Origin of the sequence: Novosphingobium aeonii, assembly GCF_052279045.1 — a bacterium.
Taxonomy (GTDB): domain Bacteria; phylum Pseudomonadota; class Alphaproteobacteria; order Sphingomonadales; family Sphingomonadaceae; genus Novosphingobium.
The window spans coordinates 131240-157861 of record NZ_CP176833.1; the positions used below are offsets into that span (position 1 = coordinate 131240).

Consider the following 26622-nt stretch of genomic DNA (forward strand, 5'->3'; position numbering starts at 1 on the left):
CAGGATGTCGCTTCATAAGCAGTTTTCGCGCCGGAATTCGTCTTCGCTGGCGCTTGCGGCCGCCCTGGCCGCCGTGCCGTCTTTCGCCTTCGCGCAGGACGCCGCCCCGGTGGACGATCCCAAGCAGGATCAGGCGATCATCGTCACCGGATTTCGCGCCAGCCTTGAATCGGCGGTCAACAAGAAGAAGCGCGCCGAGCAGATCGTGGAATCGGTTTCCGCCGAGGATATCGGCAAGCTGCCCGACGCTTCCATCGCCGAGTCCATCGCCCGCCTGCCGGGCCTGACCTCGCAGCGCGTCAACGGCCGCTCCAACGCGATCTCGATCCGCGGTTTCGCGCCCGATTTCTCGACCACGCTGCTGAACGGCCGCGAGCAGACCTCCACTGGCGACAACCGCGCCGTCGAGTACGACCAGTACCCTTCCGAAGTCATCAACGCGGTCAATGTCTACAAGACGCCGATGGCCAGCCTTGTCGGGCAGGGGCTGTCGGGCACGGTGGACATGCGCACGATCCGGCCGCTCGATACCGGCAAGCGCATCGTCACCGTGGGCGCGCGCGGTGTCTATGCGGATCTCGGCAAACTGAACAAGGGCTCGGACGACAAGGGCTTCCGCGTCAACGGCATGTACGTGGACCAGTTCGCGAACGACACGCTCGGCATTGCGCTCGGCGCCAGCTACAACGACGAACCCTATCAGGTGCAGGAGTTCAACTCCTGGGGCTATGCCGATGCGGCAGACGGCAACAAGGTTATCGGCGGTTCGAAGTCGTACAACACGTCCAGCAAGCTGAAGCGGCTCGGGCTCAACGGCACGCTGCAATGGCGGCCGAGCGCGAACTTCACCTCGACGATCGACGCCTTCTATTCGAACTTCAAGGACGACCAGATCAAGCGCGGCATCGAACTGCCGCTCTACTGGTCCTCGGCCACGCTGGACCCGGGCTACACCGTGGAAGACGGCCTGATCAATTCGGGCAGCTTCTCGAACGTGAAGGGCGTGCTGCGCAACGACGTGTTCCAGCGCCATGCCAAGCTCTATTCCTTCGGCTGGAACAACGAATGGAAGGGTGATGACGGCTGGACGGCGATGTTCGACGCCAGCTATTCGAAGACCGACCGCAACGAACTGACCATCGAGAGCTATTCGGGCACCGGCCGCGCCGGAGAGGGCGCCACCGATACGATCGGCTTCACCAGCGCCGCCAGGGGCACCACTTTCACCCACGATCTCGACTATGGAGACTGGAGCCAGATCCTGCTGACCAGCCCGCAGGGCTGGGGCGGCACCCAGATCGGCACTGACGGCACCGCGATCTACGGCGGGCAGGACGGCTACTACAACAACCGCAAGATCAAGGACGAGCTCTGGCAGTTCCGCACCGAGGTGAAGAAGGAGCTGGATTCCTCCTTCCTCAGTTCGATCCAGGCGGGCATGAACTATACCAGCCACTCCAAGACGCTGGTTCCCGAGGAATATTTCCTGGGCCTTGCCGCCAATACCGACGGCACCGTCAGTGTGGAAGTGCCCGAGCAGTACCGCCTCGGCACCACCAATCTGAAGTACCTCGGGCTGGGCAACGTCATCAGCTACAACCCGCTCGACCTGATCCGGGACGGCATCTACAATCTGGTGCCCAACCCCACCGGAGACGTGGTTTCCAAGGGCTATGCGATCCGCGAAAAGCTGATGACCGGCTATCTCCAGGCCAACATCAAGTCGCAGATCGGTGCCGCCGAACTGACCGGCAACGTGGGCGTCCAGGCGATCTGGACCGACCAGAACTCCAGCGGCGGCAGCGCCGCGCCCAACCTCGATCCGGTGACGGGCGAACAGATCCTCAACCCCAACGGCTCGCCGAGCTATTTCTACGCCACCCGCCGGTCCAGCACCGACTATCTCGACGTGCTGCCCAGCCTCAATCTCTCGCTGCGTTTCCCCAGCGACTTCGTGGTCCGCTTCGCCGCAGCGCGCGAGATCATCCGCCCGCGCCTCGACGACATGCGCGCCTCGCTGGAATACGGCTATACCTTCACTGACGGCGTGGCGGTGGTGACGGGTTCGTCGGGCAACCCGGACCTGCGCCCGTGGCGCGCCAATGCGCTTGACCTCACGTTCGAGAAATACTTCGCGGCCAAGGGCTATATCGCCGCGCAGTTCTTCTGGAAGGAGCTGAAGAGCTACATCTACAACCAGGACGTGGTGATCGACAGTTCGACGCTGGCCCTGCCCGATCCGGGCAATGGCTACACGATCTCGCCGATCGCGGTCATCAACGTGCCGGTCAACGGGCAGGGCGGCAAGCTCTACGGCGTGGAAGTGGCGGGAACGCTTCCCTTCGATGCCTTCACCTCGGCGCTGTCGGGCTTCGGCGTCACCGGCTCGGTCGCCTATACGCAGTCGAAGATCCATCCGATGCCGGGAGAAGCGGCTTCCGCGCTGCCGGGCTATTCGAAGTGGGTGGCCAACGGCACCGCCTTCTTCGAGAAGTGGGGCTTCAACCTGCGCGGCTCGGTTCGCTATCGTTCGACCTTCATCGGCGAAGTCTCGGGCTTCGCGGCCAACCGCCAGCGGCGCCGCGCGCAGCCGGAAACGATCGTCGATGCGCAGATCGGCTATGACTTCCAGCCGGGGAGCGCGCTGGAAGGGCTCTCGCTCTATATCCAGGGCCAGAACCTCACCAATGCGCCCTTCGTGACGACCAATCCGGGCGATAGCCGCCAGATCATCGACTATCAGCGCTACGGCGCGCGCTATCTGGCGGGCTTCACGTATAAGTTCTGAGGCCGGTTATCGGTGCCGTGCGGGGAACCTCCTCCTCTCCGGCGGCATCGCAATGGGCGGAACCGGGAAGTTCCTCTCCCTCCCTTCCCGGTTCCGCTTCCCCCGAACGGGTTTCGGGGCGACGTTGAAGCAAAACATCGGAGAGTTCCCGAGATGCACCGCCTGCTATCTTCCCTCATTGCGCTGGCCGGATCGCTTGCCGCGCCAGTCGCGCTGGCGGGTCCGCTGGAAGACCTGCGCGCGCGAACGCCCGAGCAGGAGGTGATCTACTTCGTCCTGCCCGACCGGTTCGAGAACGGCGATCGTTCGAACGATGCGGGCGGGCTCAAGGGCGGCAAGCTGGCCACCGGCTTCGATCCCACCGACAAGGCCTTCTATCACGGCGGCGACCTCAAGGGGCTGGCCGCGCGGCTGGGCTATATCCAGAACCTCGGCGCGACGGCAATCTGGGTGGGGCCGATCTTCAGGAACAAGCCGGTGCAGGGGCCGAAGGGGGGCGAGAGCGCAGGCTATCACGGCTACTGGATCACCGACTTCACCCATGTCGATCCGCATTTCGGAACGGACGCGGATTTCAAGGCACTGGTCGATGCCGCCCATGTGCGGGGGATGAAGGTCTACATGGACATCATCGTCAACCACACGGCAGACGTGATCCAGTACCGGGAGGGGGCTGCCGAGGGCTATCCGTACCGTTCGAAGGCGGACTATCCGGCCTCAGCCTATACCCCCTTCGTTCCCAGGGGCGAGGAGCGCGTGAAAGCGCCCGCATGGCTCAACGATCCGGCTTACTACCACAATCGCGGCAATACCGACTGGAAGGGCGAAAGCGCGCAGCTTGGCGATTTCGTCGGGCTGGATGACCTTGCGACCGAGAACCCGCGCGTGCTGGAAGGCATGATCGCGATCTACGGCGACTGGATCGACAAGTACGGCATCGACGGTTTCCGCATCGATACGGCCAAGCATGTGAACCCGGAATTCTGGCGCGCGTTCGTTCCCGCCATGAAGGCGCGCGCGGCGGCGAAGGGCATCCCGAACTTCCACATCTTCGGCGAAGTGATGACGGGCGACTACGACCCGGCGCTGCTGGCCAGCTGGACGCGCAATGCCGGGCTGCCCGGCGTGCTGGACTTCGCCTTCATGCATGCGGTGCTGAAGGCGGCGGGCGGTGGCAGCAGCGAGGAACTGGCGCGCCTGCCCGATGATGACGGTCTTTACGAGGGCGGCGCCAAGGCGGCGCTGCAATTGCCAACGTTCCTCGGCAACCACGACGCCGGGCGCGCGGCGATGTTCCTCAAGGCCGCGAACCCGGCGATGAGCGCGGATGAACTGCTGAAGCGGGGTGAACTGGCCCATGCCATGCTGCTCACCCTGCGCGGCGTGCCGACGATCTATTACGGCGACGAACAGGGCTTTACAGGGGCCGGCGGCGACCAGCTTTCGCGGCAGGACATGTTCGCCAGCAAAGTGGCGATCTACAACGGCGAGGCGCTGGTCGGTTCGGCGAAGACCACGGCTACCGAAAGCTTCGATCCCGCCCATCCGCTCTACCGCCTGATCGCGCAGCTTTCCGTCTTGCGCGTGAAGACGCCGGCGCTGACCGATGGCCGTTCGGTCACCCGCGCGGCATCGGAGAAGCCCGGCCTCGTCGCCGTCTCCCGCTTCGATCCCAAGACCGGGCGCGAGGTGCTGCTGGCTTTCAATACCTCGACCGCGCCGGTCTCTGCAGCTGTTGTCGTCGATCCGGCATCGCTCTCGTTTGCAACGCTGGCGGGCACGGCCTGCGCCGCCAAAGCCAGCGCGCCCGGTTCGGTGCGCGTAGACCTGCCGCCGCTCGGCTTTGCGGTCTGCGCGGCGAAACCCTGATCCTCCCCTGCGGAAAAGACCATGACCTTACCTGCCGAATGGTGGCGCGGTGCCGCCATCTACCAGATCTATCCCCGCAGCTTCGCGGACGCCAATGGCGACGGCATCGGCGACTTGCCCGGCATCGCCGCGCGGCTCGATCATGTCGCCAGCCTCGGCGTGGAGGCGGTGTGGATTTCGCCCTTCTACGCCTCGCCCATGGCCGATTTCGGCTATGACATTGCGGATTACTGCGCCGTCGATCCGATCTTCGGCACTCTGGAAGACTTCGACGCGGTGATCGCGCGGGCCCGCGATCTGGGGCTCAAGATCATCGTCGATCAGGTCTACGCCCATACTTCGGACCGGCACGCGTGGTTCGTGGAAAGCCGCCAGAGCCGCGATAACCGCCACGCGGACTGGTACGTCTGGGCCGATCCCAAGGAGGACGGCACCCCGCCCAACAACTGGCAGTCGATCTTCGGCGGCCCCGCATGGCGCTGGGACGCGCGGCGCGGGCAGTATTACATGCACAACTTCCTGGCCGAGCAGCCGCAGCTCAATTGCCACAACCCGCAAGTGCAGGACGCGCTGCTGGGCGTGGCGAAGTTCTGGCTGGACCGGGGCGTCTCGGGCTTCCGCATCGATGCGCTCAACCATTCGATGCATGACCCGCTGCTGCGCGACAATCCGCCCGCGCCGAATGATGGCAAAGTCCGCACGCGGCCCTACGACTTCCAGATCCAGCGATACAACCAGTCGCACCCGGATATTCTGGCCTTCATCGAGCGGTTGCAGGCCCTGATCGCCTCCTATCCCGATACCTACTCGCTGGCCGAGGTCGGCGGGCTCAATGCCGGGGTGGAGATGAAGGCCTTCACGCAAGGGTCCGCGCGGCTGAACAGCGCCTATGGCTTCGACTTCCTCTATGCCGAGAGCCTGATCCCCACGCGCGTCGCGGCGGCGCAGGAATTCTGGCCGGACGAGCCCGGAATGGGTTGGCCGAGCTGGGCTTTCGAGAACCACGACGCGCCGCGCGCCGTCTCGCGCTGGTGCGCTCCTGAGCACCGGGACGCCTTCGCGCGGATGAAGGCGATGCTGCTCCTTTCGCTGCGGGGCAATCCGATCGTGTTTCAGGGCGAGGAACTCGGGCTGGAGCAGGACGAGGTGCCGTTCGAACTGCTTCAGGACCCCGAGGCCATCGCCAACTGGCCGCTCACCCTCTCGCGCGATGGCGTGCGCACGCCGCTGCCGTGGAAGGCGCAGGACGAGCACGGCGGTTTCACCAGCGGCCGCCCGTGGCTGCCGCTTTCCGAAGCGAACCTTGCCCGCGCCGTGGACCGGCAGGAGGCCGATCCCGCCTCGCTGCTGCACCTGACGCGCTGCCTCATCCACGTGCGCCGCGACGATGCGGCGCTGCGCCGGGGCACTTGCGAGGTGCTGCTGGCGGACGAGACGCGGCTCGTGCTGCGCCGCGAGGCGGAGGGGCGCTCCGTGCTGGCAGTGTTCAACATTGGTGAGCGCGATGCGGCCTGGCCGCAGGAGGTGCCGACAACGGGCAAAGTCCTCGCTGCCGTCAATGACGCTACGCCCGGCTCGCTCCCGGCATGGAGCGCGATCTGGATTGAGCAATGACCAAAAAATTTCGTCCCCCTCGCCTTCGCGGGGATGACGAGGAACGTGGAGGGCCGGGTCGGGGACGATGCATCCCATCAATGGCCGCCGCACCAGTGCAAGTTTCAAAAGGAGATCGGGCATGAAGCCTTTCCGCCTGCTGGCAAAAGCCAGCATCCTCGCCGCTACTCTGGCACCGCTTGCCGTGCATGCGCAGGACGCGCACCCCAGCGTCACCGCCGCCTCGCCCGATGGCTCGATCGTGCTCACCGTCGGCACCGACAACGACAGCCGCCCCACATGGTCACTGTCGCGCAAGGGCAAGCTGCTGATCGCGCCGAGCAAGCTGGGCTTCGTGCTGACCGACGGCGTCAACATGGTGCGCGGCTTCGCGATTTCCGGCAGCGAAAAGGGCACGCATGACGATACGTGGCAGCAGCCCTGGGGTGAGCGCACCAATGTGCGCGATCATTATAACGAGGTGACCGTCCACTTCCGCCAGTCCGCCGCGCAGGGCAGCCGGTTGATGGACGTGCATTTTCGCCTGTTCGATAACGGCGTGGGCTTCCGCTACGAACTGCCCGAGCAGCCGGCGATGAAGACGATGAAGATCGCCGACGAAACCACCGAGTTCGACATCGTGCCCAAGGGTGAGGCATGGTGGATCCCCGGCGGCGAATGGAACCGCTACGAGCAGGTCTACCAGAAGACCGCGATCGACGCGGTTTCCACCGCGCATACGCCGATCACCATGAAGCTGGAGGACGGCACCCACCTGTCTTTCCACGAAGCGGCGCTGGTCGACTATGCGGGCTACTGGTTCAAGCGGGCGGATGGGCAGACTTTCCGCACCACGCTTTCGCCTTCGTCACGCGGAGCGCGGGTGGTGCGCGATCTGCCGTTCAACACGCCCTGGCGCACGATCCGCATCGCGGACAATGCGGCGGGCCTTGTGGAGAACGATCTGGAACTGAACCTCAACGAACCCAACAAGCTGGGCGATGTAAGCTGGGTGAAGCCGATGCGCTATATCGGCATCTGGTGGGGCATGATCCGCGGCGACTGGACATGGGCGACCGGGCCGAAGCACGGCGCCACCACCGCGCGCGCCAAGCAGTACATCGACTATGCCGCCCGCCACAATTTCGGCGGCGTGCTGATCGAAGGCTGGAACAAGGGCTGGGATGGCGACTGGTTCGGACACGGCGACTTCAGCTTCACCGAGGCGACACCGGACTTCGATATCAAGGCAGTGACTGACTATGCCCGCAAGAAGGGCGTGGTGCTGATCGGCCACCACGAGACCGGCGGAAATATCGCCATCTACGAAAAGCAGATGGACGCAGGCTTCGCGCTCTATGAGAAGCTGGGCGTCACTTCGGTGAAGACCGGCTACGTCGCCGATGGCGGCGGCATCATTGCCGACACCTGGCATTACGGCGAAAAGCCGGGCGAAACGCATATGGAATGGCATGACGGCCAGCGTCAGGTGAACCATCATCTGGATGTGGTGAAGCTGGCCGCGCAGCATCACATTTCCATCGATGCGCACGAACCGGTCAAGGACACCGGCCTGCGCCGCACTTATCCGAACTGGGTCAGCCGCGAAGGCGCGCGGGGCATGGAATACAACGCCTGGGGTGCCTTCGCCAACGGGCCGGACCATGAGCCGACGCTGGTCTATACCCGCATGCTCTCCGGCCCGATGGACTTCACGCCGGGCGTGCTGAGCCTTGAAGGCGCACACCACGATCCGCTGGCCTCCACGCTGGCCAAGCAGCTTGGGCTCTACCTTGCGATCTATTCGCCGATCCAGATGGCGGCGGACTTCGTGGAAAACCTCGACAAGCACCCGCGCGAGATGGAATTCATCAGCCACGTCCCCACCGACTGGGCCGAAAGCCACCTGATCGCCGGCGAAGTGGGCGATTACGCCGTGTTCGCGCGCAAGGACCGGAAGAGCCCGGAATGGTTCGTCGGCGGCGTGAACGACGCGACGGCGCGAAACGTCACGCTCTCGTTCGACTTCCTCGAACCCGGCAAGACCTACAAGGCGACGATCTGGAAGGACGGGGAGGGCGCCACCTACCTCACCGATGCCCGCCACAGGATCGCCTATGACACGCGCACCGTGAAGAAGGGCGACACTTACGATCTTTGGCTCGCACCGGGCGGCGGCGCGGCGATGCGGCTCGTTCCCGTGAAGTAGACCCGCAAGCCCTGTTGCAACAGGCCAGCGGCGCGGCCCCGGCGAGAAATCGCTCCGGGGCCGCACTGCGTTTGCGGGCATCTGCAGGGAGATGACGAAGGGCTGCTCGCCCGATCTTGACAATTGTGTGAAATTGTCGTTGGTAGCGCTACCAATTTGATAACCGTGGTTGGGGGAGTCATTTCTATATGCCGCTGATGCCGTCTGACTGGGCGCAGGGAACGTTCGTGGGCCGCGCGGACTTTGGGGAGGGGCCTAGCCCGATCCTGGTGCTGCGCGGCGAACTGATCGACATGTCGGGCGTGGTGCCCACGGTTTCGGCGCTGGTCGAGGCGGGCGATTTCTCGGGCGCGGGCGGGGTGCGGCTGGGCGCGTTCGATGCGGCGGCGGTGAACCTGCTCAGCCCGGTCGATCTCCAGTGCGTCAAGGCCTGCGGCGTGACTTTCGCCACTTCCGCGATCGAGCGGGTGATCGAGGAACGCGCGCGGGGTGACTGGAGCGCGGCGGCCGCCATTCGCGAGCGGCTGGAAGCGCGTATCGGCGGGCAGATCCGCGCGGTGGTGCCCGGTTCCGACAGCGCCGCCCAGCTCAAGGCCGCGCTGATCGAGGACGGGCTGTGGTCGCAGTATCTCGAAGTCGCCATCGGGCCGGACGCGGAAGTGTTCACCAAGTCGCCGGTGCTTTCCACCATGGGCGTGGGCGCCGAGATCGGCGTGCGCTCGGATTCGAGCTGGAACAACCCCGAGCCCGAGATCGCCCTGCTGGTCGGCAGCGACGGCAAGGCCGTGGGCGCGACGCTCGGCAACGACGTGAACCTGCGCGATTTCGAGGGGCGCTCGGCGCTGCTGCTGGGCAAGGCCAAGGACAACAACGCCTCCTGCGCGCTCGGCCCGCTGGTGCGCCTGTTCGACGAGAGCTTCACCATCGACCATGTGCGCGATGCCGAAGTGCGGCTCTCGATCACCGGCGAGGACGGCTTCGTGCTGAGCGGCAAGAGCAACATGGCCGAGATCAGCCGCGATCCGCTCGACCTCGTGCGCCAGACGCTGAGCGAGCACCAGTATCCCGACGGCTTCGTGCTGTTCCTGGGCACGCTGTTCGCGCCGGTGCAGGACCGCGACGAGGAAGGCCGCGGCTTCACGCACAAGGTGGGCGACGTGGTGACGATCGAGAGCGACCGGCTGGGCCAGCTCACCAACCGCGTCGTCACCTCGCGCGATGCGGCGCCGTGGAGCACCGGAATCGGGGCGTTTTACGCCAACCTGCTGTCGCGCGGACTGCTCAAGGCATGAAGATCACATCCATGACGAACCATTCGGCCATCTATCCCAGCCTCAAGGGCAAGCGGGTGCTCATCACCGGCGGCGGCACCGGCATCGGCGCGGGCCTTGTCGAGGCGTTTGCCGGGCAGGGCGCCCATGTCGGCTTCCTCGACATCAATGCCCCTGCCGGAGAGGCGCTGTCCGCGGCGCTGCCGGGCACGCATTTCCGCGCCTGCGATCTGCGCGATCTCGATGCGACGGCCGCGGTCCTGGCCGAGCTGGCCGAGGCGATCGGCGGTGTCGACGTGCTGCTCAACAATGCCGCGAGCGATGACCGGCACGGCATCGACGAAGTGACGCCGGCCTACTGGGACGAGCGCATGGCGACGAACCTGCGCCACCAGTTCTTCGCGGCGCAGGCGGTGGTGCCGGGCATGAAGGCGCAGGGCGGGGGCGTGATCCTGAACTTCGGTTCGATCAGCTGGCACCTCGGCCTGCCCGATCTCGTGCTCTACCAGACCGCCAAGGCGGCGGTGGAAGGCATGACCCGGGCCATGGCGCGGGACCTTGGCGCCGACAACATCCGCGTCAACACCATCGTGCCGGGCAATGTCGACACCCCGCGCCAGAAACAGTGGTACACCCCCGAGGGCGAGGCCGAGATCATGGCCGCACAGTGCCTCAAGGCCCGCATCCAGCCCGCCGACGTCGCCGCCCTCTGCCTCTTCCTCGCCTCAGACGACGGCGCCATGTGCACCGGGCACGACTACTTCGTCGATGCAGGTTGGAGGTAGCGGTATTCAGGAAGGATGCCGGGCTGTTCCGGCATCCTTCAGCACGTTCAGGCGCGCGGCGCTGCGTCGGAATCGCGGCGGATCAGCTTGAATTCCGCCACCACGTGCGGATGGTCGCCCGCAGCGGCGCCGCCATTGCGCGAACGGATCTCGCCGATCAGCAGACGCACCGCGCGGCGCGCCATTTCGGCGGTGGGCTGGCGGATCGTGGTCAGTTCGGGCCAGACCGAGACGGCCAGCGCGGTATCGTCGAAGCCGCAGACGGTCAGCGCGCCCGGCACGTCCAGCCCGCGCCGGTGCGCCACGGTGATCGCGGCGGCGGCCATGTCGTCGTTCGAGGCGAAGATCGCGGTCGGCGGCGCCTGCAGGTCGAGCAATTGCGCGGCAGCCTCCAGCCCCGAGCGATAGGTGAAGTAGCCCTGCGCCACCAGCGAGGGATCGAACGGCAGGCTGAGCGCGGAAAGCGCCTCGCGGTAGCCGTCGAGCCGCTCGGCGCTTGCGGTCTGGTTGGGATGGCCGGTGATGAAGCCGATCCGCCTATGCCCCAGCGCGGCGAGGTGGTGCGTCATCGTGAAGGCGGCTTCGCGGTCGTCGATGCTCACCGAGAGCGCCCATTCCGGCGCGCGGCCCGTGGCGACCGCCACTACCGGCACGTCGGCATGCCGGAGCGCCTCGAGAACCGCCGGGGAATCGCTGAGCGGCGGCGGCAGGATCACCCCGTCGATACGGGTGCGCAGCAGCTGCGCCACGGCCTTCGCCTCGGCGCCTTCCTCGTTGCAGGGCTTGACCAGAAGCTGGGCATTGGCCGTGCTGGTTTCCTCCAGCGCGCCGACGAGGAATTCGCTGAGATAGGCAAAGCTCGGGTTGGAATGGAGCAGGCCGATCCTGAGATCCTCTCCGCCCGCCAGCACGCGCGCGGCGGTGCTGGGGGCGTAGTTCAGTTCGGCGATGGCGGCCTCGACCTTGCGGCGGGTTTCCTCGCGGACGTTGGCGCCCTTGTTGATGACGCGGCTGACCGTCATCGGCGAAACCCCCGCGAGGCGGGCGACATCGTCGATCTTGGCGCTGGAGCGCTGCTTGCGCGGACCTCTGGTATTGGTGCTCATCTGGTTCCCTGGCGGAGCCCCGGCGCTCATGGAGAGCACCGGGGAATGTTCGCTAACACCACAAATCCGGGTGATAGCGCAACCATCGAACGGCGATCAGTGCGGATGGTCAGTGCGGGTGTCCGGGTGCGAGAGGGAAATCCTGCGCCTTGTACCAGGCCAGATCGTGCTCCGGCGCGGCCACGCCGGCGGGCAGGGGCAGGCCGTTGACCGACATCCAGTAAGCCAGGCTGGCATCGCGCCACCACTTGGCCTCGTTGTGCTGGATCTGCAGATAACTGGCGGTTTTCTGCCAGCGTTCGGGGTCCACCTTGTCCTTCACGCCCTGCCAGTCCGCCTGCATCTGCGCGACCGTGGCCACGCCGCGATCGTAATGGCCGACCATCGCCTGCCAGAGCGTGTGGCCGGATTTCATCTTCCAGTCCCACGGCAGGTGGTGGAACCACAGCAGTTCGCTTTCCGGCGTGGTGCGCGGATCGGCGAGAAGTTTCGCCACGGCGGGTTCGTACTGGGCCACGGCATTGCTGCCGGTTTTCGTGCGGTCGAAGCCGATGCCGTTGCGGTCGGCCTTGTGATAATAGACCGGGTTCCACTCGGGCCGGGCAAGATCGCTGATCCATGGCCCCGGACCATAGTGATGGCCCGTGCCCATGAGGTGGGCGAGGCCGAACGGCCCGGTATAGTCCACCACCGCCTCGCGCGAGGCCATCATCATCTTCACCGCCGTATCGACCACGCGCGGGTCGTTGCCGAAGGTCTGCTGCGCCCATTCGCGGGCGATGGCGTCGGCGGAAAGCGTCGGGTCCCAGGCGAGGCGGCCGAAGGCGTACCAGTTGGCCTGGTTGAACGTGGAGCCCGACCAGTCCCGGTCGCGCCCGACATTGGCAACCCCGGCAATGCCGCTGAGCTTGTGGCCGTAGAGCGAACCGTCCACCACCCTCGCCACGGTCGATCCCTTGCCCCTGGCGCGGGTGTCTGCCTCCAGCACTTCCTCGAACATCGTTCCAAGGTAGGCGAGGTGCGTGGCGAAGCCGAGGTATTCCTTGGTGATCTGGAGTTCGAGCATCATCGGCGTCTTCGGCATGGCGCCGAACAGCGGATGGAACGGTTCGCGCGGCTGGAAGTCGATGGCGCCGTTCTTGACCTGCACCAGCACGTTGTCGGCGAACTTGCCGTCCAGCGGCTTGAACTCGGTATAGGCCTGCTTGGCGCGGTCGTCCGGGTCGGTCTCGGCATAGACGAAGGCCCGCCACATCACGATGCCGCCGTGCGGCGCGACGGCGGCGGCGAGCATGTTGGCGCCTTCCGCATGGCTGCGGTGATAGTCGCGCGGGCCGGGCTGGCCTTCGCTGTTGGCCTTGACGAGGAAGCCGCCGAAATCGGGGATCGCGGCGTAGATCTCGTCGGACTTCGCCTTCCACCAGGCCGCTACCTCGGGATCGAGGGGATCGGCGCTCTTGAGATGGCCGATCTCGATCGGTGCGGAGAACCGCGCCGAAAGGTAGACCTTGATGCCCCAGGGGCGGAACACTTCGGCCAGCGCCCGGGCCTTGGCGATATAAGGCGCGGTCAGGCTCTCGGGCTTGGCGTTGACGTTGTTGAGCACGATGCCGTTGATGCCCAGCGCGGCATTGGCGCGGGCATAGTCGGTGTAGCGGGGGTCCTTGAAGTCCGGCAGGGTCCACCAGTCCCACAGCGATTGCCCGGCGTAGCCGCGCTCCACCGAACCATCGAGGTTGTCCCAGTGGTTGAGCACGCGCAGGCCGATCTTCGGGGCGGAGCGGAGATCGATTCCGGCAAGGTCGGCGCCGGTCTTCTGCGCGCGGATCAGCGCGAAGGCACCGTAGAGCACGGCGCGGTCGGTCTTGCCGGTGACGAGCAGCACCTTGCGGCCATCGAGCGTGGCGGCGCGCACCAGATAGCCTTCCTCGCCCAGCGATGCCGCGGGCAGGCGCAGCGCGGCAAGGGCTGGATCGTCGGCCTTGCCGAGCACCACGGGAAGCGGCGACGCGGCAAGGTCGCGGCGCAGTTCGCCGGCGGCGCGGTCCAGCGTTTCGGACTGGCCGATCACGCGGATTTCGGTGGTGGCGGGGGCGCTTGCAGGCGCGAGCCAGAGGTCGTAGCCATCGTTTGCAAGGGCAGGCGCGCTCGCGAAGCCAAGGGCCGTCACGCATACGCCGATCGTCAGAAGCCGCTTCTTCATCATCCTCCCCTGTGTCCCAGATCGTGGCCCGGTGGCCGAAATTTAATTAGCGCGGCGATGCCATTGACAAGCTTGTTCGTTGTCGCGCATGATAGCGCTACCACATAAAGTTCCGGGCAGGCAACACACTTTGCCGCCCGATTGGGAAATGGGCCGAAAGGGTCCGGGGATGCAGGGGAGGAAGATGATTTTTCCGGTTTGTCTGACGCTTGCGGGATCGCGCCTTTCGTCCGTAGCGGTGCGCGCATGATCGCCGCCCCCGTGAAACGCCGCGAACTGCTGCGCTGGGGCGCGGGCGCCTCGATGCTGGCCTTCCTTCCGGTTTCCGCGCGCGCCGCCGCGCCGCTCTACAAGGACCCCAAGGTTCCCGTAGACCTGCGCGTGAAGGACCTGATGGCCCGCATGACGCTGGACGAGAAGGTGGCCCAGCTCGTCACGCTTTCCACCCGCAAGCGCGAGATCATGGACGAATCGCGCGCTTTCGATCCGGTTCGCGCCAGCAAGGCCCATCCCGACGGCATCGGCCAGATCGCCCGCCCGTCCGACCGGGGCGGCGCGGCCACGGCCAACAACACCGGCACCGAAGTGACCGGGCGCTGGCGCAAGCCTGCCGATACCATCGCCTTCGTCAACGCCGCCCAGAAATGGGCGCGCGAGCAGACCCGGCTCGGCATTCCGGTGCTGTTCCATGAGGAATCGCTCCACGGCTACATGGCGCCCGAAGCGACCAGCTTCCCGCAGGCCATCGCCATGGCGGGCAGCTTCGACACCGATCTGGTGGAGCGCGTGCAGTCGGTGATCGGCCGCGAAGTGCGCGCCCACGGTTCCACCCTGGCGCTTTCGCCGGTGGTGGACATCGCCCGCGACCCGCGCTGGGGCCGGATCGAGGAAACCTTCGGCGAAGACCCCTATCTTTGCGGAGAAATGGGCGTTGCCGCCGTGCGCGGCCTGCAGGGGCCGGGCAAGGAACTGGGCGAGGGCAAGGTCTTCGCCACGCTCAAGCACATGACCGGGCACGGCCAGCCCGAGGCGGGCAACAATGTAGCCCCGGCCCCGCTCGGCAAGCGCGAGCTTTACGATTCGTTCTTCCCGCCGTTCCGCGAAGTGGTGCGCCGCACCGGCATCGCCGCCGTCATGCCGTCGTACAACGAGATCGACGGCATCCCCAGCCACGCCAATCGCTGGCTGCTGGAAGACGTGCTGCGCGGCGAATGGGGCTTCGACGGCGCCGTGGTCAGCGACTATGCGGCGATCGGCGAACTCGCCTCGTTCCACCACCTCGCCAGCGATATCGAGGGCGCGGCGCGCCTTGCCCTCCATGCGGGCGTCGATTGCGACCTGCCGGACGGCGAGGCCTATCGCACGCTGGCCGATCAGGTGCGCAAGGGTCTGGTGCCGCTTGCCGCCGTCGATGCCGCCTGCCGCCACATGCTGACGCTGAAGTTCCGCGGCGGCATGTTCGAGGCGGGGCCGGTCGATCCCAAGGCTTCCGCGAAACTCACCGCCAATCCCGAAGCCCGCGCGCTGGCGCTGGAAGCGGCGCGCAAGTCGATCTGCCTGCTCAGGAATACCGGTGTCCTGCCGCTGACGGCGGGCGCGCAGAAGCGCATCGCGGTGATCGGGCCGAACGCCAATGTCACCCGCCTTGGCGGCTATTCGTCAGAACCGCGTTCGAGCGTGAACCTTGTCGAAGGCATCAAGGCACGCGTCGCGGGCAAGGCCGAAGTCGTCTTCGCGCAGGGCGTGTTCATTACGCAGAGCGAGGATCGTTCGGCCAACGAAGTGCTGCTGGCGGACCCGGCAAAGAACCGCGCGCTGATCGCCGAGGCCGCGGAAGTGGCCAAGGGCTGCGACGTGGTGGTGCTGGCCATTGGCGATACCGAACAGACCAGCCGCGAAGGCTATGCCAGGAACCACCTCGGCGACCGCACCGAGCTTGACCTCGTGGGCGAGCAGAACGACCTGTTCCGCGCGCTCAAGGCCACCGGCAAGCCGGTGATCGTCGTCGCGCTCAACGGTCGCCCGCCTTCCTGGCCCACCGTGGCCGAGCAGGCCGATGCGATCCTCGAATGCTGGTATCTCGGGCAGGAAGGCGGCACCGCCATGGCTGAGGCATTGTTCGGAGACGTCAATCCCGGCGCCAAGCTGCCGGTCACCGTTGTCAGGGACGTGGGGCAGGTGCCCTTCTTCTACAACCACAAGCCGTCCGCCAAGCGCGGCTATCTCTTCACCGAGACCGCGCCGCTCTATCCCTTCGGTTTCGGGCTCAGCTACACCACGTTCAGCGTGGGCGCGCCCAGCCTTTCGGCACCGCGCATCGGCACGGCGGGCAATGTCACCGTCTCTGTCGACGTGACCAACACCGGCCAGCGCGCGGGCGACGAAGTGGTGCAGCTCTATGTCCACGACCAGGCCGCCAGCGTCACCCGCCCGGTCATGGAACTGCGCGGTTTCCGCCGTGTCACGCTGAAGCCCGGCGAAACGCGCCGGATCGAGTTTACCCTCGGCCCCGACGATTTCAGCCTCTGGAACGAGGCCATGCGCGAAGTCGTCGAACCGGGCCTGTTCGATATCATGGTCGGCGCCAGCAGCGCCGATCTCAAGACCACAACCCTCGAAATCGCCTGAGGATTCCCGCAATGCCCAAGATCGTCGATGCCAAAGTCATCATCACCTGTCCGGGACGCAACTTCGTCACGCTCAAGATCACCTGTGACGACGGCACCACCGGCGTCGGTGACGCCACGCTCAACGGCCGGGAGCTGTCGGTCGCCAGCTACCTGACCGACCATGTGATCCCCTGCCTGATCGGCCGCGACGCGCACCGCATCGAGGACGTCTGGCAGTACCTTTACAAGGGGGCCTACTGGCGGCGCGGCCCGGTGACGATGACCGCCATCGCCGCCGTCGACATGGCGCTGTGGGATATCAAGGGCAAGATCGCGGGCCTTCCGGTCTACCAGCTGCTCGGCGGCGCGAGCCGCGAAGGCGTGATGGTCTACGGCCACGCCAACGGTACGACGATCGAGGACACCATCGAGGTCGCGCTCGATTACAAGAAGCAGGGCTACAAGGCGATCCGCCTCCAGTGCGGCGTGCCGGGCATGGCCTCCACTTACGGCGTCTCCAAGGACAAGTACTTCTACGAGCCCGCCGACGCCGACCTGCCGACCGAAAACGTCTGGAACACCGCGAAGTACCTGCGCGTCGTGCCGGAACTGTTCAAGGCCGCGCGCGAGGCGCTGGGCTGGGACGTGCACCTGCTGCACGATATCCACCACCGCCTCACCCCGATCGAGGCGGGCCGTCTGGGCAAGGACCTGGAGCCCTATCGCCCGTTCTGGCTGGAAGACGCGACCCCTGCCGAAAACCAGGAAGCGTTCAAGCTGATCCGCCAGCACACCACTGCGCCGCTGGCCGTGGGCGAGATCTTCAACTCGATCTGGGACTGCAAGGACCTGATCCAGAACCAGCTGATCGACTATATCCGCGCCACCGTGGTTCACGCAGGCGGCATCACCCATCTGCGCCGCATCGCCGCGCTGGCCGATCTCTACCAGATCCGCACCGGCTGCCACGGCGCCACCGACCTGTCGCCGGTCTGCATGGCCGCTGCCCTGCACTTCGACCTTTCGGTGCCGAACTTCGGCGTGCAGGAATACATGCGCCACACGCCGGAAACCGACGCGGTCTTCCCCCATGCCTATACCTTCGAGAACGGCATGATGCACCCGGGCGAAGCGCCGGGGCTGGGCGTGGACATCGATGAGGAACTGGCCGCCGGCTACGAATACAGCCGCGCCTTCCTGCCGGTGAACCGCCTCGAAGACGGCACGATGTACAACTGGTGAGCGTGGTGAACGGCGTGACGCCATCCATGGAAACCGCGAACGGCCCGGGGAAACCCTCGGGCCGGATCCGCTGGATCGTCTGCGCGCTGCTCTTTGCGGCGGTGGTCCTGAGCTATGTGGACCGGCTGGTCCTGCCCACGCTCAAGCCGGAACTGCAGGCGCGCTACGGCTGGAGCGAGAGCGGCTATGCCGATCTCGCGATCTGGTTCCAGGCGGGCTACGGCATTGCCTATGTCGTGTTCGGCCGCCTGATCGACCGGCTCGGCGCCCGCGCGGGCTATGCGCTGGCGGTGACGCTCTGGACCGTGGGCCACATGGCGCATGCGCTGTTCACTTCCACCAGCGGCATGCTGATCGCCCGCATTCCGCTGGCCATCGGCGAGGCGGGGACATTCCCCGCCGCCATCGCCGCCACCAACGAATGGTTCCCCAAGCGCGAGCGCGCCTTCGCCATCGGCATCTTCAACGCCGGCTCCAACGTCGGCGCGATCCTGACGCCGCTGGTGGTGCCGGTGATCGCGCTGACGCTGGGCTGGCGCTGGGCCTTCATCCTCACCGGCCTGCTCACGGTGCTGTGGCTGGCGGCATGGCTGGGCTTCTACCGCCGCCCGCGCGACAAGAAGAACCTCAGCGCCGAGGAACTGGCCTGGATCGAGGCCGATCCGGTGGAAAAGCCCCGCCCGGTCAAGTGGCGCGCGCTGTTCGGCTATCGCCAGACCTGGGCCTATATGCTGGGCCGCTTCCTGATCGACCCGGTATGGTGGACCTTCCTGTTCTGGCTGCCGGACTTCTTCAACAAGCAGTTCGGCGTGAAGATGCTGGATTTCGGCCCGCCGCTGATCGCGGTCTATATCCTGGCCGACGTCGGCTCGGTGCTGGGCGGCTGGGCTTCCTCGCGCTTCATCGGCCGGGGCTGGAGCGTCAACCGCTCGCGCAAGACCGCCATGTTCTTCGCCGCGCTTTGCGCCGTGCCGATCGCCATGGCCCCGAACGCGCCGGGCCTGTGGACGGCGGTGGCGCTGGTGGGCCTTGCTTGCGCCGGCCATCAGGGCTTCTCGGCCAATCTCTACGCTCTGCCGGGTGACACGATGCCGCGCTGGATGACCGGATCGGTCGTCGGCCTCGGCGGCCTTTCGGGCGCCGTGGGCGGCATGCTCATGGCCAAGTTCGCCGGAGCCATCCTCGAAAGCGTGGGCAGCTACGAGCCGATCTTCGTGGTCGCCTCCTGCGCCTATCTCGTGGCGCTTGCCGTCATTCACCTGATCCTTCCCCGCTACCAGGTCGCCGATCCCGACGGCGAGAAAGCTACAGCATGACGCGTCCTCTCGTTCTCCATCCCGATCGCCTGTTCCCGGCCGACCCCGGCACCCGCGCCATCGCGCGCGCGCTTTACGAGGGCGTGAAGGCCCTGCCGATCGTCAGCCCGCACGGCCATACCGATCCGGCATGGTTCGCTTATGACGAGCCGTTCACGGACCCGGCCTCGCTGCTGATCGTGCCGGACCACTATGTGTTCCGCATGCTCTATTCGCAGGGCGTCGCGCTGGAATCGCTGGGCGTGCCCAGCGTAGACGGCAGCCCGGTGGAGCAGGACCCGCGCAAGATCTGGAGCATCTTCGCGAAGCACTACCACCTGTTCCGGGGCACGCCTTCGCGCATGTGGCTGGACTGGGTCTTTGCCGAAGTCTTCGGGCTGGACGTGCTGCTGGATGAGACGACGGCGGACCACTATTACGAAGTGATCGACGCCGCGCTGAAGACCGAGGCGTTCCGCCCCCGCGCGCTGTTCGAAAAGTTCAACATCGAACTGATCGCCACCACCGAAGGCCCGCTGGACCCGCTGGCCCATCACCGCGCGATCCGGGAAAGCGGCTGGAACGGCCGCGTCGTCACCGCCTATCGCCCCGATCCGGTGGTCGATCCCGAAACGCCGGGCTTCGCCGAAAAGGTCGCGAAGTTCGGCGAGATGGCGGGTGAGGACGTCTCGACTTACGCGGGCTATCTTGCCGCGCACCGCTTCCACCGCGCCCGCTTCCGCGAGGCGGGGGCCACCTCGACCGATCACGGCCACCCCAGCGCCCTGACCGCCGACCTTTCGCCCGAAGACTGCGAGGCGCTCTACCAGCGCGTGCTGGCAGGGGCGAGCAAGCAGGATGCCGAACTGTTCCGCGCCCAGATCCTCACCGAAATGGCGGGGATGAGCGTGGAGGACGGCATGGTCATGCAGCTTCACCCCGCCGTCCATCGCAGCCACAACAAGGCCGTGCTCGACCGTTTCGGGCGGGACAAGGGCGGCGACATTCCGATGCCGGGCGAATTCGTGGAGGCGCTCAAGCCCCTGCTCGACCGTTACGGCAACGATCCGCGCCTGACCCTGATCCTCTTCACGCTCGATGAGGACGTCTACTCGCGCGAACTGGCGCCGCTGGCCGGGCACTATCCCTCGCTGCGGCTCGGCCCGCCGTGGTGGTTCCACGATTCCCCCGAAGGCATGCGCCGTTTCCGCGAACGTGCGACCGAAACCGGCGGCTTCTACAACACCGTCGGCTTCAATGACGATACCCGCGCCTTCCTCTCGATCCCGGCCCGGCACGACGTGGCCCGGCGGATGGACTGTGCCTGGCTGGCGCAGCTGGTCGCCGAACATCGCCTGCCCGAGGACGAGGCCCACGAAGTGGCGCGCGCGCTCGCCTACGATCTCGTCAAGGCGGCGTACAAGCTGTGAGGCTGTGCGCTGAAACGCTCGGCCAGGTTCCGGCCTCCGTCGCGCGCCCTGCCTATGACCGCGCGGCGGTTTCGGCGGGGGTCGTCCACCTCGGCATCGGTGCCTTCCACCGCGCGCATCAGGCCGCCGTGTTCGAGGCGGCGCTCGCCTCGGGCGACCTGCGCTGGGGCGTGATCGGCGTTTCGCTGCGCTCGGCCTCAGTGCGGGAGCAGATGGCGCCGCAGGACGGGCTCTACACCCTGCTCGTGCGCGAGGGAGAGGTGCAGACCCCGCAGATCATGGGCGCGGTGCAGCGCGTGCTGGTCGCGCCGGAAGACCCGGAGGCGGTGGTGGCCGCGCTGGCTTCGCCCGATACGCATCTCGTCACCCTGACGGTGACCGAGAAGGGCTATTGCCTCAACCGCAAGACCGGCAAGCTCATGGCCGAAGACGCGGATATTGCCGCCGATCTCGCCGGGCTGGAGCGTCCGCGCACGGCGGCGGGCTTCCTTGTCGCGGCGCTGGCGCGGCGGCGCGCGCAGGGGCTGGCCCCGCTCTCGATCCTCTCTTGCGACAACCTGCCCCACAACGGCGCGTTGCTGAAAGGCGCCGTGCTTGCCATGGCAGAGGCGCACGATCCGGCGCTCGCCGCGTGGATTTCGGAAAGCTGCAGCTTCCCCGCCACCATGGTGGACCGCATCGTGCCCGCCACCACGGACGAGGACATTGCCGGTCTCGCCGTGCTGATCGGGGTGGAAGACCGCGCCATGGTCAAGGCCGAACCCTTCCTGCAATGGGTGATCGAGGACAGCTTCGCGGGCGAGCGGCCGGACTTTGCCGCGCTCGGCGTGCAGCTTGCCGATGCCGTCGCCCCGTGGGAGGAAGCCAAGCTGCGCCTGCTCAACGGCGCGCATTCGGCCATCGCCTATCTCGGCGGGCTTGCCGGTGACCGGTTCGTGCATGAATTCGTCGGCAGCGCGGCGGGCCTGCTCTTCGTGGAGCGGCTCTGGGACGAAGTCACGCCCACGCTCTATCCGCCGGCCGGGCTCGATGTGATCGCCTACCGCAAGGAACTGATGGCGCGCTTTGCCAACAGCGCGCTCCAGCACCGCACCCGGCAGATCGCCATGGACGGTTCGCAGAAGCTGCCGCAACGCCTGCTCGCGCCGCTGGGCGCGGTGCGGGAGCAGGGCGGTTCCTTCGCCGCCATCGCGCTGGCCATTGCGGCCTGGGTGCGCTGGCAGGCAGGCACGACCGACGCGGGCGAAAGCTTCGCCATCGACGATCCCGCCGCGCAGGCCCTTGCCGATGCCCTGCGCGATGCAGCCACCCCGCGCGCGCGCGCGGCGGCCGCGCTTGCCGTGCTCGGCCCCATCCCCGATGAGGCCGCGCTTGACGCCGTGGCCGCGCATCTGGGCCATCTCGAAACATCCGGCGCCCGCGCCGTGCTTACCGCATTCCTCGGAGAGAACGCATGACCTTGCGCACTGCCTTCATGGCGGTCTCGGCCCTCACCGCGAGCCTTTGCCTCACCGCGCCCGCTTTCGCCGATGCCCCGCGCCTGGAGGCGAAGGGCGATACGCAGCAGCTGATCGTCAATGGCAAGCCGCTGCTGATGATCGCGGGCGAACTCAGCAATTCCGCCTCTTCCAGCGCCGCCTACATGGAACCGCACTGGAAGCGGCTGAAGGACATGAACCTCAACACCGTGCTGACGCCGGTGTCGTGGGAACTGATCGAACCTGTGGAAGGCACGTTCGACTGGTCCTCGGTCGATTTCCAGATCAAGGCGGCGCGGGCGAACAACCTCAAGCTGGTGATCCTGTGGTTCGGCGCGTGGAAGAACTCCATGTCCACCTATGTCCCGGCCTGGGTCAAGCGCGACCAGCGGCGCTTCCCGCGCGCAGAGCTTCCCAACGGACAGGGGGTGGAGATCCTCTCGACCTTCGGCGCCGAGACGCTCAAGGCGGACGAACGCGCCTATGCCGCGCTCATGGCGCATCTCAAGGCGGTGGATGCGAAGGACAACACCGTCGTCATGGTGCAGGTGGAGAACGAGATCGGCATGCTGCCGGTCGCGCGGGACTACAGCGCCGCCGCCAATGCCGCCTACCGCGAGCCCGTTCCGGCCGAGCTGGTGAACTATCTCGTCGCGCACAAGGACACGCTCGTCCCGGGCATGCGCCAGATGTGGCTCGATCGCGGCGCGCGCACCAGCGGTTCGTGGGACGACCTGTTCGGCGGCGGCGACGGTGCGGCGGAAGTCTTCGCGGCCTGGCACTACGCCCGCTTCGCCGACCGCCTCGCGGAGGCGGGCAAGGCGGCCTATCCGATAACGATGTACGTCAATGTCGCGCTCAACCGTCCGGGCCGCATCCCCGGCGAATATCCCAGCGGCGGCCCGCTGCCGCACCTGCTCGACGTCTGGAAGGCCGGCGGCCCGCACCTCGATTTCCTGGCGCCCGACATCTATTTCCCGAACTTCGTGGACATCGTGAACCGCTACAAGCGGCCGGACAACGTGCTGTTCATTCCCGAGGCGCACAATTCAAGCAATCCGGTGGCCCCGGCGAACGCGTTCTATGCCATCGGCCAGCTCGACGCGATCGGCTTCGGCCCGTTTTCGATAGATTCGGTGGACGAGAATCCGGGGCCGCTCAAGGACGCCTACGGCGTGCTCCAGCAGCTTCAGCCCTATATCCTCGAAGCGCAGGGCACCGACCGCATGGCCGGTTTCAAGCCGCGCCAGCTCTATGACGAGACGCTGGTCTACGAGCCGGAAACCCGCGATATCGGCTCCTATCGCTTCACCATCGCCTATGCCGATATCCAGAAGCCGGTGGCGAACCCCGGCGCCGATGCCACGCAGCCCGGCACGACCGCGGCGATCGCCGCCGCCGGCGGGATGATCGTCCAGATCGGCCCGGAGGAGTACCTGATCGCCGGTCAGGGCATTACCGTGACGTTCAAGCCCAGGGCCGATGCCGCCGCGCTTGCCGGAATCGATTCGGCGTTCGAGGGCAGATTCGACGCCTCGGGCAAGTGGGTGCCGCTTCGTCTGCTGAACGGAGACCAGACGCATCAGGGCCGCCATATCCGCCTGGAAGCCGGAAAATGGCAGATTCAGCGCGTAAAGCTCTACACCTACAGATAAAAGATACCGCTAACATAACTGTTGACGCGCTCCGGCGCCGGGCATATGTAAGTATTAATGATAGCGCTACCAGCAGTGGCGCAACCCGCGATCCGCCACGAGGCGGACGCTTGTTACATGGGAGGGGATATCCAATGCGATCCAACCTGATTTCCGTTCGTGCCGTTCTTCTGAGTGCCGCCGCGCTCCAGGGCTTCGTCGTTCCGTCCGCCTATGCGCAGGACACGGCCGCCGCCCCGGCGACGACCACCGCAACCGATCCGGCCGCCCCCGCGCCCGCACCGCAGGACGAGCCGACGACCGAGGACATCATCGTCACCGGCATCCGCGCCTCGCTGGCCAGCGCCACCAATGCCAAGCGGGAAGCCGTGACCTTCGGCGATTCCATCTTCGCCGAGGACATCGGCAAGCTGCCCGCCACCAACCTTGCCGAAACGCTGAACCGCATGCCCGGCGTGCGCCTCAACCGCGATATAAACGGCGAAGGCACGCAGGTTGCCATTCGCGGTCTCGGCCCGAGCTTCACCCGCGTCCTGCTGAACGGTTCGCAGCTCCAGGTGGCGTCGGACGGCGGCACCAACGGCGGCAGCGCCAACCGTGAAGTCGACCTCGACTTCTTCCCCTCGGAACTCTTCACCCGCCTCGACCTTGCCAAGAGCCCGACGCCCTCGACCCTCGAAGGCGGCATCGCCGGCACCGTCAACCTGCGCAACGCCCGTCCCTTCGACAAGGAAGGCACCCACATCACCGCCGTGGCGCAGGGCCAGTACACCGACAGCAACGGCAAGATCAGCCCGCGCGGCGCGCTCGTCGCCAGCCACACCACGGATACCTTCGGCATCCTCGTCGGCGTGGCCGGCGTGAAGACCAAGACCCGGGTCGACGGTTTCGAGACCGTGGGCTGGGGCGACGGCAACCTGCCCTGCGGCACGGGCTGCACCGATGCCGGCAACAACAACTGGAACTGGGCCTCGGTCGTCCCGGCCAATGCCGGTCACGGCCTCGTCGCCGGCCAGCCGGTCGATGTCGTCGAGACTTCGGGCCTCACCGCCAGCCAGCTCAGCACCGCGCTGCTGCCGCGCCTTGGCCGCAACAGCCTGACCACCGGCAACCGCTCGCGCATCTCGGCGCTGGCCTCGCTCGAATGGCGCCCCAGCGACGAGCTGCACTTCGCGCTCGACGGCATCTGGGCCAGGTCCAAGCGTGACTACACCAAGGTCAACATGAACTGGCAGGTCCGCAACTCGGGCCCGGGCACCGGCGCGCAGGCGACCGGCGGCATGATCCCGATCGACCTTACGGTGGACGAAAACAACGTCGTCACCAGCGGCACTTTCGCGAACTCGTCGTTCTTCCTCGAAGCCAGCCTGTTCAAGCAGACCACCAAGTTCTGGAACATCAACCCGAGCGTGACCTGGCAGCCTTCCGACACCGTGAAGGTGGAGGCGAGCGCCAACTGGTCGAAGAGCTCGTTCTTCCGCGAACAGCCGACCTTCGCCTTCCAGACCGCGCCGAATTCGGGCGTGGACGTCTACTATGACAACACCGGCGCCTCGAACCGCCCGCTCATCACCACCAATGTCGATCTCAACGACCCGAACCTCGGCTGGCAGTGGTATCGCCAGAACATCCAGCTCGTGCGTCGCAGCACCGACACCAAGGGCGCGCACCTCGACACCACGATCGGCGACGATCAGTTCAGCGTGAAGTTCGGCGGCGCCTATGACCGCGCCGAGCGTTCGATCCGCGCTTACGACAACAGCAGCGCCTACCAGCTTTCGGTCTGCGGCACGGGCTGCACCGGCGCCACCGGCTCGGTTCCCACCTCGTCGATCGCGCAGTACCTGAAGCAGTTCCCGGTCAGCAACTTCGGCCACCTCGCCAGCGGCAGCGTAGGCTACAACGCCTTCGTCGTGCCGGACTTCGACGCCCTGAAGGCCGCCACCAACTATGCCAGCTACCGCGACAGCGCGCCCGAGGCACGCGGCGCGGTGACCGGCGGCGCGACCGGCGACATGGACGAGGAAGTGTTCGGCGCCTACTTCGAGCTGAACGGCGTGACCCAGCTGTTCGGCCGCGACCTGCACGCCAATGCGGGCATGCGCTATGCCCACACCCGCCAGGTCGTCGTCGGGCCGAGCCAGGTCGGCACCACCATCGTCGATATCACGGCGAAGTCGAACTACGACAACTTCCTGCCCTCGATCAACCTGACCTACGACCTGATGGACAACGTCAAGCTGCGCGCGTCCGCCTCGCGCACCATGACCCGTCCGGACGCGGGCCAGATCCTGCCGGGCATCACCTTCTCCGACCCTTCGGCGCTGGTGGCGACCGCGGGCAACCCGGACCTGACGCCCTACACCTCGGACAACTACGATCTCGGCGGTGAAATCTATACCGGCGGCATCGGTTATGTCGGTCTTTCGGCCTTCATGAAGAACATCAAGGGCTTCACCGAGACGCAGGTGACGAGCGCCACCTTCGGTTCGCTCAACATTCCGTTCGACAGCCTGCTGTCCACCCAGCAGGATGCGCTGCGCAACCGCGCCGCCGCCTCGGGCGTGGCGATCAACAACCTGCCGATCACCGTGAACCGTCCGGTCAACCTGTCGGACCTGCGGATCAAGGGCATCGAGGCGACCTGGGTGCAGCCGCTGGACTTCCTGTTCCAGGGCCTGGGCTTCTCGGCCAACGGCACCTACCTCGACCAGTCCTCCTCCTCGGGCCTCGTCGCCACCGGCGTTTCGAAGTATTCGTACAACCTCCAGGGCTTCTACGAGAACCACGGCCTGTCGGTCAGCCTGAACTACGTCTGGAACGACAAGTCGATCGCCGTGAACGGCCCGCAGAACAACATCCAGGGCGCGGCGCTGCGTTCGGATGCGCGCGGCCAGCTCGACCTTTCGGCCGGCTATCAGCTGCCCTTCCTGAACGATGCCATGCGCCTGACGCTCGACGTGCTGAACATCACCAACGAGCCGATCCGCACGACCTTCGAATACACGAACGCGGCCTATTCGGTCTACTATCCGGGCCGTCAGGTCCTGGTGGGTATCCGCGCCAACTTCTGATTGTTCTTGCAGGGA

General features: G+C 66.3%; 15 protein-coding genes. 13 read left to right on the forward strand and 2 right to left on the reverse strand.

Features of this window, described 5'->3' with window-relative positions; genetic code table 11:
• Positions 1-4: 4 nt before the first annotated feature.
• The 6 genes from ACLIMP_RS16445 to xylB all read left to right on the forward strand — a co-directional run bounded on the left by ACLIMP_RS16445 (position 5) and on the right by xylB (position 10515).
• Positions 5-2788, forward strand: coding sequence for a TonB-dependent receptor (locus ACLIMP_RS16445; RefSeq protein WP_185999182.1), 2784 nt, complete (start codon positions 5-7; stop codon positions 2786-2788).
• A gap of 153 nt (positions 2789-2941) precedes the next feature.
• Positions 2942-4657 carry an alpha-amylase family glycosyl hydrolase gene (locus ACLIMP_RS16450; RefSeq protein ID WP_324699136.1) on the forward strand — a complete coding sequence of 572 codons (1716 nt, stop codon included), beginning with the start codon at positions 2942-2944 and terminating at the stop codon, positions 4655-4657.
• A 21-nt stretch (positions 4658-4678) separates the two neighbouring features.
• A complete protein-coding gene (locus ACLIMP_RS16455; protein ID WP_443478561.1) occupies positions 4679-6271 on the forward strand; it encodes an alpha-amylase family glycosyl hydrolase in 1593 nt (530 codons plus the stop codon).
• A gap of 121 nt (positions 6272-6392) precedes the next feature.
• Positions 6393-8459 (forward strand): glycoside hydrolase family 97 protein, encoded by a 2067-nt coding sequence (locus ACLIMP_RS16460; RefSeq protein WP_324699134.1) that lies wholly within the window; start codon positions 6393-6395, stop codon positions 8457-8459.
• Positions 8460-8647: 188 nt separating this feature from the next.
• Positions 8648-9751, forward strand: coding sequence for a fumarylacetoacetate hydrolase family protein (locus ACLIMP_RS16465; protein WP_443478562.1), 1104 nt, complete (start codon positions 8648-8650; stop codon positions 9749-9751).
• An 11-nt stretch (positions 9752-9762) separates the two neighbouring features.
• Positions 9763-10515, forward strand: coding sequence for a D-xylose 1-dehydrogenase (gene xylB, locus ACLIMP_RS16470; RefSeq protein WP_132469579.1), 753 nt, complete (start codon positions 9763-9765; stop codon positions 10513-10515).
• Between the two features lie 47 nt (positions 10516-10562).
• On the opposite strand, the gene ACLIMP_RS16475 is transcribed toward xylB, so the two are convergent.
• Together ACLIMP_RS16475 and ACLIMP_RS16480 are read right to left on the reverse strand one after the other, a co-directional pair.
• Positions 10563-11621, reverse strand: a complete 1059-nt coding sequence (locus tag ACLIMP_RS16475; RefSeq protein ID WP_054436779.1) for a LacI family DNA-binding transcriptional regulator — start codon at positions 11619-11621, stop codon at positions 10563-10565.
• A 109-nt stretch (positions 11622-11730) separates the two neighbouring features.
• Positions 11731-13827, reverse strand: a complete 2097-nt coding sequence (locus tag ACLIMP_RS16480) for an alpha-glucuronidase family glycosyl hydrolase (protein WP_420719894.1) — start codon at positions 13825-13827, stop codon at positions 11731-11733.
• A 243-nt stretch (positions 13828-14070) separates the two neighbouring features.
• Between ACLIMP_RS16480 and ACLIMP_RS16485 the strand changes: the two genes are divergently transcribed.
• The 7 genes from ACLIMP_RS16485 (at position 14071) to ACLIMP_RS16515 (ending at position 26607) form a co-directional block, all read left to right on the forward strand.
• Complete coding sequence (locus ACLIMP_RS16485; RefSeq protein WP_443478563.1) at positions 14071-16452, forward strand: glycoside hydrolase family 3 N-terminal domain-containing protein; 2382 nt, start codon at positions 14071-14073, stop codon at positions 16450-16452.
• An 11-nt stretch (positions 16453-16463) separates the two neighbouring features.
• Positions 16464-17675 carry a D-mannonate dehydratase ManD gene (gene manD, locus ACLIMP_RS16490; protein ID WP_324699132.1) on the forward strand — a complete coding sequence of 404 codons (1212 nt, stop codon included), beginning with the start codon at positions 16464-16466 and terminating at the stop codon, positions 17673-17675.
• A 26-nt stretch (positions 17676-17701) separates the two neighbouring features.
• Entirely contained in the window at positions 17702-18991 is a 1290-nt protein-coding gene (locus tag ACLIMP_RS16495; RefSeq protein WP_324699962.1) for an MFS transporter, read from the forward strand.
• The gene (gene uxaC, locus ACLIMP_RS16500) at positions 18988-20400 is read left to right on the forward strand and encodes a glucuronate isomerase (RefSeq protein WP_324699131.1); all 1413 of its coding nucleotides are present in this window, start codon (positions 18988-18990) and stop codon (positions 20398-20400) included. The genes ACLIMP_RS16495 and uxaC overlap by 4 nt, the downstream gene beginning before the upstream one ends.
• Entirely contained in the window at positions 20397-21857 is a 1461-nt protein-coding gene (locus tag ACLIMP_RS16505) for a mannitol dehydrogenase family protein (protein WP_443478564.1), read from the forward strand. The genes uxaC and ACLIMP_RS16505 overlap by 4 nt, the downstream gene beginning before the upstream one ends.
• Complete coding sequence (locus ACLIMP_RS16510; RefSeq protein WP_443478565.1) at positions 21854-23533, forward strand: GH35 family beta-galactosidase; 1680 nt, start codon at positions 21854-21856, stop codon at positions 23531-23533. The genes ACLIMP_RS16505 and ACLIMP_RS16510 overlap by 4 nt, the downstream gene beginning before the upstream one ends.
• A 134-nt stretch (positions 23534-23667) precedes the next feature.
• Positions 23668-26607 (forward strand): TonB-dependent receptor, encoded by a 2940-nt coding sequence (locus tag ACLIMP_RS16515; protein WP_443478566.1) that lies wholly within the window; start codon positions 23668-23670, stop codon positions 26605-26607.
• Positions 26608-26622 lie beyond the last annotated feature (15 nt).

Coding starts and splice junctions, on each gene's coding strand:
- ACLIMP_RS16475 (WP_054436779.1), bottom strand. CDS start 11,621: ATGAGCACCAATACCAGAGGTCCGCGCAAGCAGCGCTCCAGCGCCAAG.
- ACLIMP_RS16480 (WP_420719894.1), bottom strand. CDS start 13,827: ATGATGAAGAAGCGGCTTCTGACGATCGGCGTATGCGTGACGGCCCTT.
- xylB (WP_132469579.1), top strand. CDS start 9,763: ATGACGAACCATTCGGCCATCTATCCCAGCCTCAAGGGCAAGCGGGTG.
- ACLIMP_RS16485 (WP_443478563.1), top strand. CDS start 14,071: ATGATCGCCGCCCCCGTGAAACGCCGCGAACTGCTGCGCTGGGGCGCG.
- ACLIMP_RS16510 (WP_443478565.1), top strand. CDS start 21,854: ATGACCTTGCGCACTGCCTTCATGGCGGTCTCGGCCCTCACCGCGAGC.
- uxaC (WP_324699131.1), top strand. CDS start 18,988: ATGACGCGTCCTCTCGTTCTCCATCCCGATCGCCTGTTCCCGGCCGAC.
- ACLIMP_RS16465 (WP_443478562.1), top strand. CDS start 8,648: ATGCCGCTGATGCCGTCTGACTGGGCGCAGGGAACGTTCGTGGGCCGC.
- ACLIMP_RS16450 (WP_324699136.1), top strand. CDS start 2,942: ATGCACCGCCTGCTATCTTCCCTCATTGCGCTGGCCGGATCGCTTGCC.
- ACLIMP_RS16515 (WP_443478566.1), top strand. CDS start 23,668: ATGCGATCCAACCTGATTTCCGTTCGTGCCGTTCTTCTGAGTGCCGCC.
- ACLIMP_RS16460 (WP_324699134.1), top strand. CDS start 6,393: ATGAAGCCTTTCCGCCTGCTGGCAAAAGCCAGCATCCTCGCCGCTACT.
- ACLIMP_RS16455 (WP_443478561.1), top strand. CDS start 4,679: ATGACCTTACCTGCCGAATGGTGGCGCGGTGCCGCCATCTACCAGATC.
- manD (WP_324699132.1), top strand. CDS start 16,464: ATGCCCAAGATCGTCGATGCCAAAGTCATCATCACCTGTCCGGGACGC.
- ACLIMP_RS16495 (WP_324699962.1), top strand. CDS start 17,702: ATGGAAACCGCGAACGGCCCGGGGAAACCCTCGGGCCGGATCCGCTGG.
- ACLIMP_RS16445 (WP_185999182.1), top strand. CDS start 5: ATGTCGCTTCATAAGCAGTTTTCGCGCCGGAATTCGTCTTCGCTGGCG.